This window comes from Acinetobacter sp. AL9 (assembly GCF_041464035.1).
Classification (GTDB): Bacteria; Pseudomonadota; Gammaproteobacteria; order Pseudomonadales; family Moraxellaceae; genus Acinetobacter; species Acinetobacter towneri.
In genome coordinates, this window is record NZ_JAYFSK010000035.1 from 1 (window position 1) to 14,627 (window position 14,627).

At 42.2% G+C, this 14,627-nt stretch carries 13 protein-coding genes; 7 read left to right on the forward strand and 6 right to left on the reverse strand.

The genetic code is table 11. From position 1 onward, the window contains the following. Nucleotides 1-96: transposase domain-containing protein (locus ACEO2X_RS09030; RefSeq protein ID WP_143242124.1), on the forward strand; the 96-nt coding region annotated here is incomplete at its 5' end. A gap of 27 nt (nt 97-123) precedes the next feature. On the opposite strand, the gene ACEO2X_RS09035 is transcribed toward ACEO2X_RS09030, so the two are convergent. From ACEO2X_RS09035 to baeS, 3 genes are read right to left on the reverse strand one after another with little or no spacing between them, the layout of a single operon-like run. Then, a complete protein-coding gene (locus ACEO2X_RS09035) occupies nt 124-330 on the reverse strand; it encodes a hypothetical protein (protein WP_371971827.1) in 207 nt (68 codons plus the stop codon). A 39-nt stretch (nt 331-369) separates the two neighbouring features. Beyond that, nucleotides 370-1,056, reverse strand: coding sequence for a response regulator (locus ACEO2X_RS09040; RefSeq protein WP_168418565.1), 687 nt, complete (start codon nt 1,054-1,056; stop codon nt 370-372). A 20-nt stretch (nt 1,057-1,076) separates the two neighbouring features. Beyond that, complete coding sequence (baeS, locus tag ACEO2X_RS09045; RefSeq protein WP_371971829.1) at nt 1,077-2,732, reverse strand: sensor histidine kinase efflux regulator BaeS; 1,656 nt, start codon at nt 2,730-2,732, stop codon at nt 1,077-1,079. A 135-nt stretch (nt 2,733-2,867) separates the two neighbouring features. On the opposite strand from baeS, the gene ACEO2X_RS09050 reads away from it, so the two are divergent. The 4 genes from ACEO2X_RS09050 to ACEO2X_RS09065 all read left to right on the forward strand — a co-directional run bounded on the left by ACEO2X_RS09050 (nt 2,868) and on the right by ACEO2X_RS09065 (nt 8,584). Continuing rightward, nucleotides 2,868-3,473, forward strand: coding sequence for a hypothetical protein (locus ACEO2X_RS09050; RefSeq protein WP_371971831.1), 606 nt, complete (start codon nt 2,868-2,870; stop codon nt 3,471-3,473). Between the two features lie 674 nt (nt 3,474-4,147). Further along, the gene (locus ACEO2X_RS09055) at nt 4,148-5,950 is read left to right on the forward strand and encodes an acyl-CoA dehydrogenase C-terminal domain-containing protein (RefSeq protein ID WP_371971854.1); all 1,803 of its coding nucleotides are present in this window, start codon (nt 4,148-4,150) and stop codon (nt 5,948-5,950) included. Between the two features lie 203 nt (nt 5,951-6,153). Next, the gene (locus tag ACEO2X_RS09060) at nt 6,154-7,935 is read left to right on the forward strand and encodes an acyl-CoA dehydrogenase C-terminal domain-containing protein (protein WP_371971833.1); all 1,782 of its coding nucleotides are present in this window, start codon (nt 6,154-6,156) and stop codon (nt 7,933-7,935) included. 139 nt (nt 7,936-8,074) lie between these two features. After that, nucleotides 8,075-8,584 (forward strand): phosphate-starvation-inducible protein PsiE, encoded by a 510-nt coding sequence (locus ACEO2X_RS09065; RefSeq protein ID WP_371971835.1) that lies wholly within the window; start codon nt 8,075-8,077, stop codon nt 8,582-8,584. 151 nt (nt 8,585-8,735) lie between these two features. Here ACEO2X_RS09065 and ACEO2X_RS09070 read toward each other — a convergent pair whose 3' ends face one another. Then, nucleotides 8,736-9,206 carry an RcnB family protein gene (locus ACEO2X_RS09070; RefSeq protein ID WP_371971837.1) on the reverse strand — a complete coding sequence of 157 codons (471 nt, stop codon included), beginning with the start codon at nt 9,204-9,206 and terminating at the stop codon, nt 8,736-8,738. Between the two features lie 179 nt (nt 9,207-9,385). Here ACEO2X_RS09070 and ACEO2X_RS09075 point away from each other — a divergent pair, with 179 nt between their 5' ends. Further along, nucleotides 9,386-9,838 (forward strand): hypothetical protein, encoded by a 453-nt coding sequence (locus ACEO2X_RS09075; RefSeq protein WP_371971838.1) that lies wholly within the window; start codon nt 9,386-9,388, stop codon nt 9,836-9,838. Between the two features lie 68 nt (nt 9,839-9,906). Here the strand turns inward: ACEO2X_RS09075 and ACEO2X_RS09080 are convergent, their stop codons facing one another. Next, the gene (locus ACEO2X_RS09080) at nt 9,907-11,370 is read right to left on the reverse strand and encodes a phospholipase D family protein (RefSeq protein ID WP_371971840.1); all 1,464 of its coding nucleotides are present in this window, start codon (nt 11,368-11,370) and stop codon (nt 9,907-9,909) included. A 105-nt stretch (nt 11,371-11,475) separates the two neighbouring features. Continuing rightward, nucleotides 11,476-13,617, reverse strand: coding sequence for a zinc piracy TonB-dependent receptor ZnuD (gene znuD / locus ACEO2X_RS09085; RefSeq protein ID WP_371971842.1), 2,142 nt, complete (start codon nt 13,615-13,617; stop codon nt 11,476-11,478). Between the two features lie 148 nt (nt 13,618-13,765). Here znuD and ACEO2X_RS09090 point away from each other — a divergent pair, with 148 nt between their 5' ends. Then, entirely contained in the window at nt 13,766-14,515 is a 750-nt protein-coding gene (locus tag ACEO2X_RS09090) for a DUF4184 family protein (RefSeq protein WP_371971843.1), read from the forward strand. Nucleotides 14,516-14,627: the final 112 nt, after the last annotated feature.

A 14,627-nucleotide genomic window follows, 5' to 3' on the forward strand; every position in this document is an offset into this window, starting at 1 on the left:
GCCTATTTAAGTGATGTGCTGAAAAGGCTGCCGACGCATAAAGCGACCCAAATAGAAGAATTACTGCCACATCGCTGGAAATCCAACTCAAATTAAAAAATAGGCATGGGGTTCAGCGGACGCTTACATTTTTCCCTTTTTTTTACCTAGTGGATCATTCCATAGTCCCCAACCAAAGCTTTCACCACTTTTATTCTGCGCAATAGAACTTTCCTCAAAACTCAAATATGAGTCCAACGTGGCTATTATTTTTTTATTAAGATATCCACATTCTTTAATATTGAAAGCGGAAATAGCTCTTTTTAAGTAGTTCTCTAACTTAGAAAACAAAAGCGAACCTTCCAAGATTCGCTTATTGAATTTTTAAACTTATTCTTCTGGATACTCAAAACGATAGCCCACGCCATACACTGCTTGAATCCATTCATGACGATTTCCCGTTTCGGCAGCGTCAGAAATTTTACGGCGCAAGTTTTTAATGTGGCTATCAATCACACGGTCTGCCACTTCAAAACTGTCTGGGTTAATATGGTCTAGCAACTGCGCGCGTGAATACACCTGCCCGACATGCTCTAAAAACAATTCCAATAAACGGAATTCGGTTGGGGTCAAATTCAAGGTTTTTTGTTGATACCAAATGCGCTGCTGTGCTTTATCCATGCGGAATAAATCATTGCTTTCAGGTTCAACTTTACGCTCCAAACGGCGCAACACCGCTTGCACACGTGCCACCAATTCTTTCGGGCTAAAAGGCTTACATACATAATCATCTGCGCCCATGTTCAAGCCTAGCACCCGATCAATTTCTTCAGTACGTGCCGTGACCATAATAATAGGCACATCGGACTGTTCACGCACTTTGCGGCAAATGGTCAAACCATCCATACGCGGTACCATTAAATCTAAAATCATCAAGCTCGGTTTACGCTGCAAAAAGCTGTCATAGGCTTCTTGTCCATCATGAAACATACTGACTTCAAAACCAGCAGCTTCTAAATAATCTCGCACCAATTGGGCAAGTTCAATTTCATCTTCAACCAGCAAGATATGTTTCATGCACGATTCCTTAAAGTCTTTCAAGATTTGATTGTTTTGGGAAAGCTTAATTTGCAACGTAAACCACCCAATGGTGAATGTGCAAAACTTAACTCTCCGCCCAATGCTTTAGCAATTTTGACCGATAAAGCCAGACCTAAACCTGTCCCGCCTGTGGCACGTGTACGTGAATCATCGGCGCGATAGAAACGCTCACCCAAACGTGCCAATTGTTCATCACTTAAACCAAACGGACTGTCATCTACATATACTGTCCATTCTGTTGCGCTTTGACTGGTGTGAATATGTACCTGCCCACCCGCTTCGGTATAGCGAATACTGTTACTCAATAAGTTGAGCATAATTTGCTTAAAACGGTCTATATCCAATTGTAATTGCGTGCCTTCACCCGACACGATCACGTCCAACTGCGCTTGTTCAAATTTCGGCTTAAAGCTTTCAATTTCCTGCTCAATCACTTGCCATGGATCAATAATCGAAAAATAGCATTTCAGCTGCATGGCTTCGGCTTGCGCCAAGTCCGACAAATCCTGTGTGAGTTTTTTCAGACTATTGACCTGATGCATCATCGCAGCCAAATGCTCTGGGGTGGCTTTGCGAATACCATCTTGCATAGCTTCAATTTGCGCCTGCAACACGGCCAACGGGGTTTTCAACTCATGCGAAGTATCTGCCACCCACTGACGACGCGAGGTTTCATGTTGATCTAAAATCACCGCCAAATGATTCAACTCGGTAGATAAATCACCCAATTCATCATTACGATTGACCGTGACCTGATGCTGATAATGCCCTTTGGTCAATTCGCGCGTCCCATTCAACAAACGCTGAATCGGCTTTTTAAAATAGGTCGCCAACAACAATGCAGCAATCAAGCTCGCCAAAATACTTAAAGCATAAACCAATAATAAATAACGAGTTTGTTTACTAAAAAAGTTAATACTTAAAGCATCTTCCTGATCTAACACAGGTTTTAAGCCCAAATAGCCCACGACTTTTTCATTGACCATAATTGGACGATAGGAAATTTGAGTTTCAGCAGGCTCTCCCACTACAAATTGCCGCTGTGCATCATATAAAGATAGACGCGAACTCAAACCCAAACGGTCAGGCATCGAAATAAATTGTTTTTTCCCTGAAGATTCTGTCGTGTTGTTTTGCCCTTCATTTTTACGATCTGAACGGAAAGCATTTTGATTGGCACTTAAAGGAAAGACCAAACCTTCAAATGGCTGAAACTGTGAAGGTAAATTCAGTTCTAACCAGCGAAGTTCTGCGGCATTGGCTTGTCGTTTAGCTAGATCAGGCTCGACCACACTTGGGTTTACATTGGCTAAGGTATGTTCCTGAAAATAACGCTGCTGCAAGGCAATGTCATATTGACGGCGCAACCACCACCGCGATAAACGGTCATAATCATCGGGCGCAGCCTCACCTTCAATTTGGAGAATTTGCGCCTGAATGGCATTGCCCCAATCGTGATATACCGCATAGACTTCTGCCAAGTTTTGAATGACCAAGTCCAGCTTTTGCATTTCGACATCGGCCACGTATTTGCTGAAATTGCGCTGCATATTGACATGCAATACCCCCAAACTGACCGTGGTGATCAGCAAGGTCGTCAGCAGCACTGTGAGAAACAGGCGTAATGCGATGGGAATACGGCGAATTTTCAAAAGCGCAATCTCAGCTTTTCTTATTGATTTTGAGCATTGTAACCAACAGTGCTAGAAAAAACTCTCCATTGTTTCTTCATCTTTATTATTTAATCTTAACTGAGTGAAGTTAAAAGCAGGTTGGGGAGTTTGAAGATGAAACAGATGACGAAAATCGCGTTACTTGGAGCAAGTGTTTTGGGCATGGGTGCTTTAACTGCATGCCAAACCAGCAATGATCTGACCGAACGGCAACAAACACGTATGTTTAAACAACATTATGCTCAAGATGGACAACGCTTCAGTCCAGAACAACGCGAGCAATATCGTGCCATGCGTACAGAACACCGCGCATTCCGCAGTCAGATACAGCAGGCCTGTGACAACAAAGCAGCAGGTACAAATCTACAATTAAAAGTAGCTGATAAAACACTCGCAGGCACCTGTACGATGCGTTTCCAGCCTGATCGCCAGTCATTTAAACAACATCGCCAATATGCGATGCAACAACACCAAGCCATGCGTGCAAACATACCACGTATGCCACAACGTGGTGAGGTGCTGACCGATGCGCAACGTGCTGAAATGACCAAACAATACGATCAACGATTAGCACAACATCAAGCGCATCAAAAGGCCATGCGTGCTGCTTGTGAAGGCAAAACGCATGGACAACACATTCAGGTAAAACTGGGTGAACAACAACTCAAGGGGCAATGCTTGGTTCGTTTTCAGCCAAATCAGCCTGTACAATCAATGTGATAATAATTCGATACGCGGAAAGGTCATCCACAACCTGAGCAAAAACAAGCACTGCTTTGTTTGCAGCGCAAGTCAGCTGTGGATGACTATTGTAATATCGAAAACAAGTTTTTTGTGAGGAGCACTGCTCCGCAAGATGGTTTTCTTGCGAAGCTTTCAGCTTCTCATTTTGCCGAATGAGAAATACATTTCGCAAAGTAGGTCGAACCGAAGGTTACTCTCGTTATATGCCAATCGCCCAATAAGACTCCGCCATAACTATTCGGCATTTCTGCAACAAAAATGACATACTTCCTATATTTGACTAAAAACATCCTAAATACTCAAGAAATATAAATTTCCAATCTCATTTCTAATGAACTCTAGTTTTAGCTCATCTTATACACATCTTTTTATTTACCTTTTTATCTACTTCCCTTAGACATATCTCTTTACGCTTTTTGACTATTTGTATCATTTCAAATTCAGCAAAACTATTTACACTCAAACAACTTAGCCATTTCAAGGTAAAAATCTTTGACTTTACAGTCACCAAGAAATGCCATGCAGATGCTTGTACCGAATTAGAAGATGTTGCACGATTACAACCATTGCAACACGGCATGTCTAATAAGGCATGCGCTGAAATCCCTTTAAAATATAACGCTGGTCAAACCAGTATTGAGGAAACCGATATGCCACAATACAAAGCGCCTTTACGTGATATGCAATTCGTACTGCATGAATTACTTAACGCAGAAGAACATTATTCTAAATTGCCTGCATTTCAGGAAACTGTGAACCGTGAATTGATTGACCAATATTTAGAAGCTGCTGCAGACTTCTGTGAAAATGAATTATCTCCAATTAACCAAAGCGGTGACCTAGAAGGTTGTACGTGGAACGATGGTGTGGTCACAACACCAGCGGGCTTCAAAGAAGCATATCAAAAATATATCGAACTGGGTTTCCCATCATTGTCGGCTGAAGAGCAATACGGCGGTCAAGGCCTTCCTGTATCTTTAGGTAACGTGATTTCTGAAATGGTCGGTACTGCGAACTGGGCATGGGGCATGTATCCTGGCCTTTCTCACGGTGCAGTACGTACTTTAGAACATCACGGTTCAGATGAACAAAAAGCAACCTATCTACCAAAGCTTGTTTCAGGTGAGTGGACGGGTACCATGTGTTTAACCGAATCTCATGCAGGTTCTGACTTGGGTATTATCCGTACCAAAGCTGAACCACAAGCAGACGGCAGCTATGCAATCTCTGGAGAGAAAATCTTTATCTCTGCTGGTGAACATGACATGGCTGACAATATTGTTCACATCGTTCTTGCACGTTTACCAGGCGCACCTAAAGGCACTAAAGGTATTTCTCTCTTCATCGTACCGAAGTTCCTCGTAAATGCTGATGGTTCAGTTGGCGAGCGTAACGCTGTACGTTGTGCTTCGATCGAACACAAAATGGGTATCCATGGTAACGCAACTTGTGTGATCAACTTTGATAAAGCAAAAGGTTACTTGATCGGGCCGGAAAACCGCGGCCTAAACTGCATGTTCACATTCATGAACACTGCACGTATTGGTACAGCCGTTCAAGGTCTTGCTGCATCTGAAGGTTCTTTCCAAGGTGCTTTAGCATATGCGAAAGACCGTGTGGCAATGCGTTCACTTTCAGGTCCTAAAGCGCCTGAAAAAGAAGCAGATCCAATCATTGTGCATCCTGCGGTACGTAACATGCTGTTGACGCAGAAAGCATTTGCAGAAGGTGGTCGCGCACTAGTGTATCTGTTGTGTCTACACGCAGATATCGTTGAACGAGGTGCAACTGAAGAAGATCGTAAATTCTCTGACAACATCTTGTCTCTTTTAACCCCAATTGCAAAAGCGTTCTTAACTGAAACAGGTTCAGAGTCAGCAAAACACGGTATTCAAGTATTGGGTGGTCATGGTTTCATTTCTGAATACGGTATGGAACAAATTGCACGTGATACACGCATCTCTACTATTTATGAAGGAACAACTGAAATCCAAGCACTCGACTTGTTAGGTCGTAAAGTTTTGGGTACACAAGGTGCAATGTTGAAAGACTTCACCAAAATCATCCATAAATTTGCAGAAGCCAACAAAGACAACGCAGCAATGCAAGAATTTGTTGAACCGCTTGCAGCGCTCAATAAAGAATGGGGCGATTTGACCATGCAAATTGGTATGCGCGCAATGCAAAACCCTGATGAAGTTGGTGCAGCTGCAGTTGATTACATGTATTTCTCTGGCTATGTAACGCTTGCTTACCTATGGGCTCGTATGGCATTGGTCGCACAAGAAGCACTTGCAGCGGGCACTACCGATGTAGACTTCTACAATGCTAAAGTGACGACTGCTCGCTTCTACTTCAAGAAAATCTTGCCACGTGTTCGCTCACACGTAGAAGTGATTGCAACAGGTGTAGAGCCTTTACTTGCATTAGATGCTGAACACTTTGCTTTCTAAGCTAAATATTGAGAATATTTAACTAGATATTCAAAATGTTGTACTCTTGAGTACAGAAATTGAGAAAGGACGGTCATAGCATTGGCAGTCCTTTTTCTTTATAAATAAAGCATTCTTTCGCTTTAGTCGCCTACAACATTCACAATTGTAGATTACACTGAACTAAACGAATCAAGATTCAAACAATAAACAGGTGAACTCACATGCCAATTTATAATGCCCCACTTGCCGATATGAAATTCATCTTAAATGATGTATTCAATGCAGAACAATTCTGGCAAAACAACGAAAACCTCGCTCATCTTGATGCTGCAACGGCTGAAGCAATTTTGGAAGAAATGGCAAAATTTGCCCAAAACGTGACGCTGCCGATTAACCGTAGCGGTGATGAAGAAGGCGCGATCTATAACAATGGCGAAGTCACTACCCCTGCTGGTTTTAAAGAAGCATTTAAACAATATGCCGAAGGCGGCTGGATTGGTTTAGGCGCAGATGAAGAATGGGGCGGTCAAGGCATGCCAAAAATGCTGACAGTATTGTCAGATGAAATGCTCTTTGCCACCAACCCATCATTCTTATTGTATCCACTACTGTCTGTCGGTGCAGGCATGGCGTTAAGCAGTTATGCATCACAAGAACAGAAAGAAACGTATTTACCTAAAATCTACTCTGGCGAATGGTCAGGTACCATGTGCTTAACTGAACCGCATGCAGGTACAGATTTAGGGATTATTAAAACTAAAGCTGAACGCAACGAAGATGGTACTTATAACATTACAGGTACTAAGATCTTCATTACAGGTGGTGATCACGACCTTGCAGAAAATATCATTCACTTAGTTTTAGCGAAAACACCGGATGCTCCTGCAGGTTCACGCGGTATTTCTTTATTCATCGTGCCAAAATTCTTGGTCAATGAAGATGGTTCATTAGGTGAACGCAACCCAGTAGGCCCAGGTTCAATCGAACACAAAATGGGCATTAAAGCCTCTGCAACATGTGTGATGAACTTTGATGGTGCCAAAGGTTACTTGGTCGGCAAAGAAAACGAAGGCTTGGCTGCCATGTTCGTAATGATGAACTACGAACGTCTGTCTATGGGAATTCAAGGTTTAGGTGCATCTGAATTTGCCTATCAAAATGCTGCGCAATATGCGACTGACCGTATTCAAGGCCGTAGTGCATCGGGCGTAAAATCACCAAACAAAGCAGCGGATAGCATTTTGGTGCATGGCGATGTGCGTCGTATGTTGCTCAATGCACGTGCCAATAACGAAGCTTCGCGTGCGTTTGCGGTATATGTGGGTCAACAATTGGATATCACTAAATTCTCTACCGATGCAGAAGCTGTGAAAAAAGCCAATGACCGTGTTGCATTGTTAACTCCAATTGCCAAAGCCTACTTAACCGATACTGCATTTAACGCTGTAATTGATTCACAAATGGTCTTCGGTGGTCATGGTTATATCCGTGAATGGGGTATGGAGCAATGTGTTCGTGATTTACGTATCGCCCAAATTTATGAAGGCACCAACGGCGTACAATCGCAAGACTTGATTGGTCGTAAAACCATTAAATGTAATGGCGAATTTATTGCAGAATACATTGCAGAAATCCGTGATTTCACCAATGGTTTAGATGCAGACCTCAACTTCATTAAAGATGCAACTTTAGATGCAGCGACTGAAGTTGAATCCGTGACTCAATACGTTTTAAATGCAGCCAAAGAAAATGTAGATTTCCCGAACGCAGCAGCGGTTGATTATTTACATGCGGTAGGTTTGCTCAGCTTCTCATATATGTTTGCGCGCATTGCCAATGCAGCCAAACAAAAAGAGGGTGAGTTCTATCAAAACAAATTGTCATTGGCACTGTACTTTGTACAACGTATTTTGCCAGAACTAGCTTTACGCATTACTAAAGTGAAAGCGGGTGCAGAAGTGGTAATGAACTTCAGTGAAGATTACTTCACCAACCAGTCTTAATTCATACAGTATCTGCAAAAACGCCTGAATCATCAGGCGTTTTTTTATACTAAATTTTATATCCCTATTCTAAATTGTGCATGAAATTTGCATCACCTTTGATGAAGTCTGAATATCCATACTCAAACAGGAGGTGTAAATGGCAGTACGTCGTTCAAAAATAGATAAAAATATTCAAGCAGTTGAAAGCCTATTAGACAAATATGGCAATTGGGCTGTAGAAAGTTTTCATTATCTTGCGCTCTTTATCATTGGCTGTATGGTCATTTGGTCTGCTGGACATACGGTAATTGATATTTTCACCATCAAACAATATGCCACTATTGATGACATCTTATTGCTTTTTATCTATTTAGAACTAGGTGCAATGGTTGGAATTTACTTTAAAACCAATCACATGCCAGTACGCTTTCTGATTTATATTGCCATTACTGCCCTAACCCGACTGCTGATTTCCGATATTCAACATGACCATAAGGCAGATATGGACTTGGTGATTATTACGGGTTCGATTCTAATTCTAGCCTTTGCAATTCTAGTGGTGCGTTTTGCTTCGTGGAATTATCCATCGGTCATTCGAGATAAACACAGTGAAAAACCATTACCACAGGGCAAGACACCACGCCCAGAAGATGATGAGCTGGCCTAAACTGAAATTGCTTAATTCACTCAAAGCCACTCAAACTTCTGCTATAAAAAAGCGCGTCCGGATAAACCATGACGCGCTTTTTTTTGAAGATTCACCTAATGATGCGTTTAGCTCAAATGCTTTTCTTTACCACTTGAACACTTAAGATGATCTAACGATTTGCCACCAAAACATAACGGCCATGCTCAAAAACCCAATACATGCCTCGTGGCGGAGCAGGTAAACCTAAATGTTGCCAGTCAGTCACCACACGATAGGTCGAACTTTCAATATGTGCACTACTCGGCTCACCATTTACCCAACTGTAGCTTTGGTGGTTATATTGCACGGTACTTGGCGCATTGTATTGAATATTGATGCCACTACGAATGGTTGGCTGCCCCCACTGCGGCACAGGTCGTTGATGGTATGGATAATGTGGTGGATAGGAATAGGGTTGCTGTGAATAATAAGGTCGATGCTGCGGATAAGTAGGATGATGCTGTGGCGAATAAGGACGATGCTGATCACGCTGTGTATTGACGCCTGTATATCCTGCCCAACGATTGGTTTCGGCCAAGCTCTGCATCGACACACCTAAAAATAGCATGCCACTCAATGCAGTTAAAATCGCCACTTTCATATCTAGCACTCCTATTTTCATATTTTTATTCTAAGCTCAAATTAAGGATAAACAATGAATAAAAAATCAGCAATTTTAAACTTTCGTCTCCGCAGATTTCACCGACACGGCTCGCCATTTATGAAATATCTCCAACCCCTATGCTAAGATACATTTTTTTTGAAATTGGATGAAACCTCGTGCCTGAATTAAATTTTGACCGCCTTCATCAGTTTTTCTGCAAAGTTCCGAGTGTACAGCAAGCCCGTGTAGACGCTTATGGTTCAGACGATCAGCATGCATGGTGGTTCAAATTTCAAATTGATGTAGAACATCCGTTAGCATGGCAAACTGTGCAGGAATTGGGACATGTGCTGAATTATATTTCCAGAGATGAGCGCTTGCCGACTCAATTCTTACCTGTTTCACCGCCACCGTATATGAATGGTGAAGCCAAAGATTTTTTATCGTGGGTAATTCAATGCAACCATCCAGAATTTAGCCCAGATGTGGTTTGTGATTGGTTAGAAGCGCGTTTACCGAATCCTGTGGATGATGAAGCACAATGGAAAATCAAAACCGATATTGCCGAGTTAGATCAAATGAGTGATAAAGATTTGGATGAAATGGTGCCGCCAAATCCTGTAAAGTAATATTCGGCTCAAAAAAATCCCTCTTACAACAAGAGGGATTTTTGAGTTCAAGGCATAGAATTTAAAAATCAAAAGGTCGATAAACCACTCCATTCCATAAAGCGATACAGCGCATATTTCCACTTCGACTCATCGGCATAAACCGCATAATCCACACTCATATTTTTACCCTCAAGGTTTGACCATGCGGTATTAAAATAGTGTTGAGCATCCTGAAATACACGGTCTTGCACCTGTCCGACCACACGCAAGTTGCTTTCTAAATTATAGTTTTTTAAATTACGTGCGGTGAAATTAGCAGAACCTAAAATCAATTCGGCCTGTGTGGCATTCGATTTCATCAGCATTTTATTGTGGCATTGCTCGCCTTGGGTATTACACCAACGTACCTTCACCCCTGCAGCATGTAATTCTGCCGCCACTTGTCGATTTGGAATGCCATTTTTTTCACGTCCAAAAGCATCTTTATTCGGGTCGAGTAATACTCGCACTTGTACGCCACGTTGCTGTGCAGCAATCAGTGCCTTGATGATTTGCCGCTCCGATAAATAGAACATCGCCAAATCCAGATGTTCTTGCGCTTTTGTCTGCTGAATCAGTGTCAAACTGGCCTCTAAAATGGCTTGTTCAGTGATGACTTGCACTTGAGGATAAGACGAATCTGCCTCAAACTCCCCCACAATCACCCCAGACATATTACCCTGCGACATACGCGCGACGGCTTGTTCTGTTTTCAACACATCTACTGCAGTATTGCCCGTCACCAATAAAGCGCTGTTAGAATGACGTGAACTGCCATCATGTGGATTAAACGACGTGACCAATGCTTTCCAGCCTTCGGCGGTATCGACCACCATGGTTTTACGATGATTGGCTTTAAAATTGAACAAGCTGAAATAACTGCGCAAGGTAATTTTATCTTTACCGAACGGACTTGGCAGCCAGCCCTTTTCGGCATTATTTGGAATACCCTGACAGCAGAAATACCAAAAACCCGACCACAAAGGATTCGATGCGCGCAGCGGGGTTAAATCTGTTTCAATCACATCAATGCCCGCCTGACGCAATTGACGATAATGCTCAGGTGCAATACCGCCATATACCGAATTAATGGGATCAGTAATGACTTTGATTTCAATATTTGGCTGCAGCTGACGTTTATGAATTAAAGCATCGGTGAGTTGCTGCGTTAGCGGTTGATGCTGCTGTTTAGACGTTCCCACTTCAGGATTAAACAAGAACATATCCAATACAATGGTGCTTTGTGCTGCATCAATCAGCTCTAAAATTTCATTAAAAATTTGATGCTGTTGTTGCTGAACACCTTGCGCGTCGATATAGGTCTGATCGGCAATAAATTTAATAGGCGCATGACGTAACTTTCCAGTGTAATTCAGCCCTTCGGGCAATGGTTTTAAGCTGTGGTAGGTCGCAGACGCCAAATAACCTAAAGCCAGAAAACTTATAATAAGTCCCACATACGCCCGAGGCGACCAATTCAATTTTTGATGAATTCGCTGAAAGATACGCATAACAAAAAACCTAGTCCGATGCGCTCAGACTAGGTTTAATTGTTTGGATTTTCAAGAGGATTTCTGTGTTTTCACGCAGACATCCTGCTCAAGGCAAATTGAATTTTAGAAGCCAAATTCCACGCCGACTGTAAAGTTACGACCCACTTGTGGAATATTCGACAAGAACGATGTATGTGAATACACTTCATCATCGAGCAAGTTGTTGGCTTTAAAATACACACGGTAATCTTGTTTGTTGGCATAGTTGCCCGCATAAGCCACACCAACATTGACCATATTATAGCCTGCTGTTTCTTGCTCTAAATAAGCAACCTTGTCTTGTTTGAAGACACGATAATATTCCGCCATACCCGACCAACCATCGGCAAAGTTGGCATCTACTTTAGTTCCCAAACGCCCTGCAGGTACACGTGGTGCATTTTGATTGTCAATCTCACCACGGACATAATCACCAAATACACTGAGTTTATAATCAGGGCTAATCTGATAACCTAGCTTGGCTTCTGTACCATAAAACTTGGCTTTGTCTTGTTGATAATCAATTAAACGGAAAGTTTCTATATGGTCGGTGGTTGCACCATAAATATAGTTATCAAACCAGTTATGATAGACATGCAGCGAATAATCAAGTTTATCGGCTTCATAGTGCAAACCAAGTTCTAAATTATTCGACTTTTCCACATCTAAATTTGCATTGCCACGCTCATAGGTGTTGGTTGCAAAGTGGATGCCATTTGCATAAAGCTCTTGTGCCAATGGTAAACGCTGCTGGTGTGAGCCTGTAAGGGATAGTTTATAGTTCGGTGCAAACTGCCAGGTGGCTGCTGCAGAAGCAGATACGCCTGTATCTGAATAATCTTTTAGCTCCGCATCGACATCAATTTTTTGATGTTCAACCCGTGCACCAAGTTCAACATGCACATCGCCAAATTGTTTATGTTCTAAACCGAACAAACTATATTTTTGAGTTTTGGTATCAGGCATAGGCACGGTTTCATGAGAATGATTGCCGTGTTGTTCAACTTGTCCAGTTAAATCAATTTTTTGCTGACTATACTGTGTACCAAACACACCTTCCCAACCTGCAAGGGGTTTGTGCACCAATTCTAAACGCGCATCGTAGCCTTTACTTCTAAAGTTACTGATAACTTTATTTTCTTCTAATTCATCATGTTCATAATCAGTAAAGCTGGCGTGCGCACGTAGTTTATCAAAACCTGCAAAAGGCTGATCAAGCTCGGTACGTAAATCATAACGATGTGATTCTAGATCAACCCATGGGCCACCATGTGCATGTTCTTCAACAGCATTTGGATCTGGTTGTGGTGCAGGGTCATGACTTCCGCAATGCAATTTATTTCCATGTGGATGGCAATCATGATACTCATGACTATGCCCTGGCAAACCATATTTGTCTTGACGGTTGCTATAAGACAGCCCAACAAAACCACGGTCATGAATCCATGATCCACCAATATTCACTGTTTGTCCTTCGGCAAAGGTATTGTCTACACGACGTTCTTTTACCAACTCTTCATGTTCATGTGTATGGGTTGAGCCATCTGGTTCAACATGTACTTCTGTATGATGATGCTCTACCCAATAATTTGGCGTGATGTAATCATTGGCTTTACGTTTTGAACCTTCAATACGCAGCGCAAACTGATCACTCAATGCGGCAGTTACACCCGCACTCACTAGCTTTTCATCGCTAGCTGTGTTGTAACGTAAACCTACCTGTCCTTCTAAGCCATTATTTGGCATTTGTGTTGGAATTTTTTGATCGGTCACATTGACTAAGCCACCAACCATTCCCGCACCATAAAGTAATGTTGATGGGCCACGAATAATTTCAACTTGTTTGGCTAAAATTGGATCGACAGTGATGGCATGGTCAGGTGAAAGTGTAGACACATCGGCCGTTTCTGAAGCATGTTGCAGCACTTTAACCCGTGGGCCATCTTGTCCACGAATCACAGGGCGGCTAGAGCCTGAGCCATATTGATTGGAATATACGCCTAGCTCATCTGCCATCGCATCACCAATGGTGGTACTCCGCTCTGCCAACGTTTTCTGATCAATCACATGATCTGCCACTGCAAAATCTGCCGCAGTTTGTACCAAAGGATGTGCTTGTAACTGAATGGTTTCCAGTTGTGTGCTACTGCTTTGAGTATTGGCGAATGCTGCAGGTGTCAGCACTGAAAAAATGGAAAGTGTTATTAAATTTTTATGGAACGACATGACCCATGCTCAAATTAGCAAAAATAATTGATGTTATAATATAACATTTCATTAATATTGCAATAAAAAACATTGTTATTCTGTATTCTCAATTAAGCTATTCATCACAATTTATTCTGATTTTTTATATTCTTTACTTTGAATTGGTATGCCCTTTACGCTCTCACATGCAGTACTTGCCCCACCACTCGCCAAGCTTTCAGGACAACGTCTGCCCATCGCTGCACTCGCTATAGGTACGATGTTGCCAGATTTACATCGCCTGTTTACTTTGCGTCATGATCCCACTCCTCATTTATGGTCAGCATTGCTGTATCCGAATTTATTATTGGGTCTTGTGTTTTGTGCGCTGTGGTATTTGCTCTATCGCCCTGCATTGTATCGCTTTGTGGGCGTGCATCACCCTTTAAATCTAAACACAATAAAATCTGCACTTGGGTTTGTAGGTGGCATGATTCTCGCCTTATTGATTGGCAATGCCACCCATTTAATTTGGGATGGTTTAACCCATCACGACTTTCGTAGTTTTGCCTTTCAGGATTTTTTAGCACAATCGGTACAATTAGGAACAGGTGTTTATCCGATGCATCGCGTACTACAAATTGGTAGTTCTATTTTGGTGCTGCCTTTTTTGTTATGGATGAGCCTGCATTATTATCGCAAGCATCGGCAGGTCAGTTCTGTAAGCACTAAAATTCGCGTTTATGCCATTGCTCTCATTCTCTTGTCGATTGTATGTGGTGGGTTTTCACTTTGGGATTATGCGCGTTATATCCCCGATGCGACTTGGCAAGCCGAACTGTATTATTTTACGGGACGTGCCATCAATGAGTTTAGCCAAGGGGCATTACTCATGTTCAGTTTAGGTTGTCTGTTATTTTTGTTTTTGGATCGGTAAGGGTAGATAAAATAAAGTCAAAGCTCATCACTTTATCCTGAATCTTGCTGCATTATCCTATTTCAGACACATTCCTTGTAAAAACCCACTGTTTTTGCAGCAGGTTCTTGTA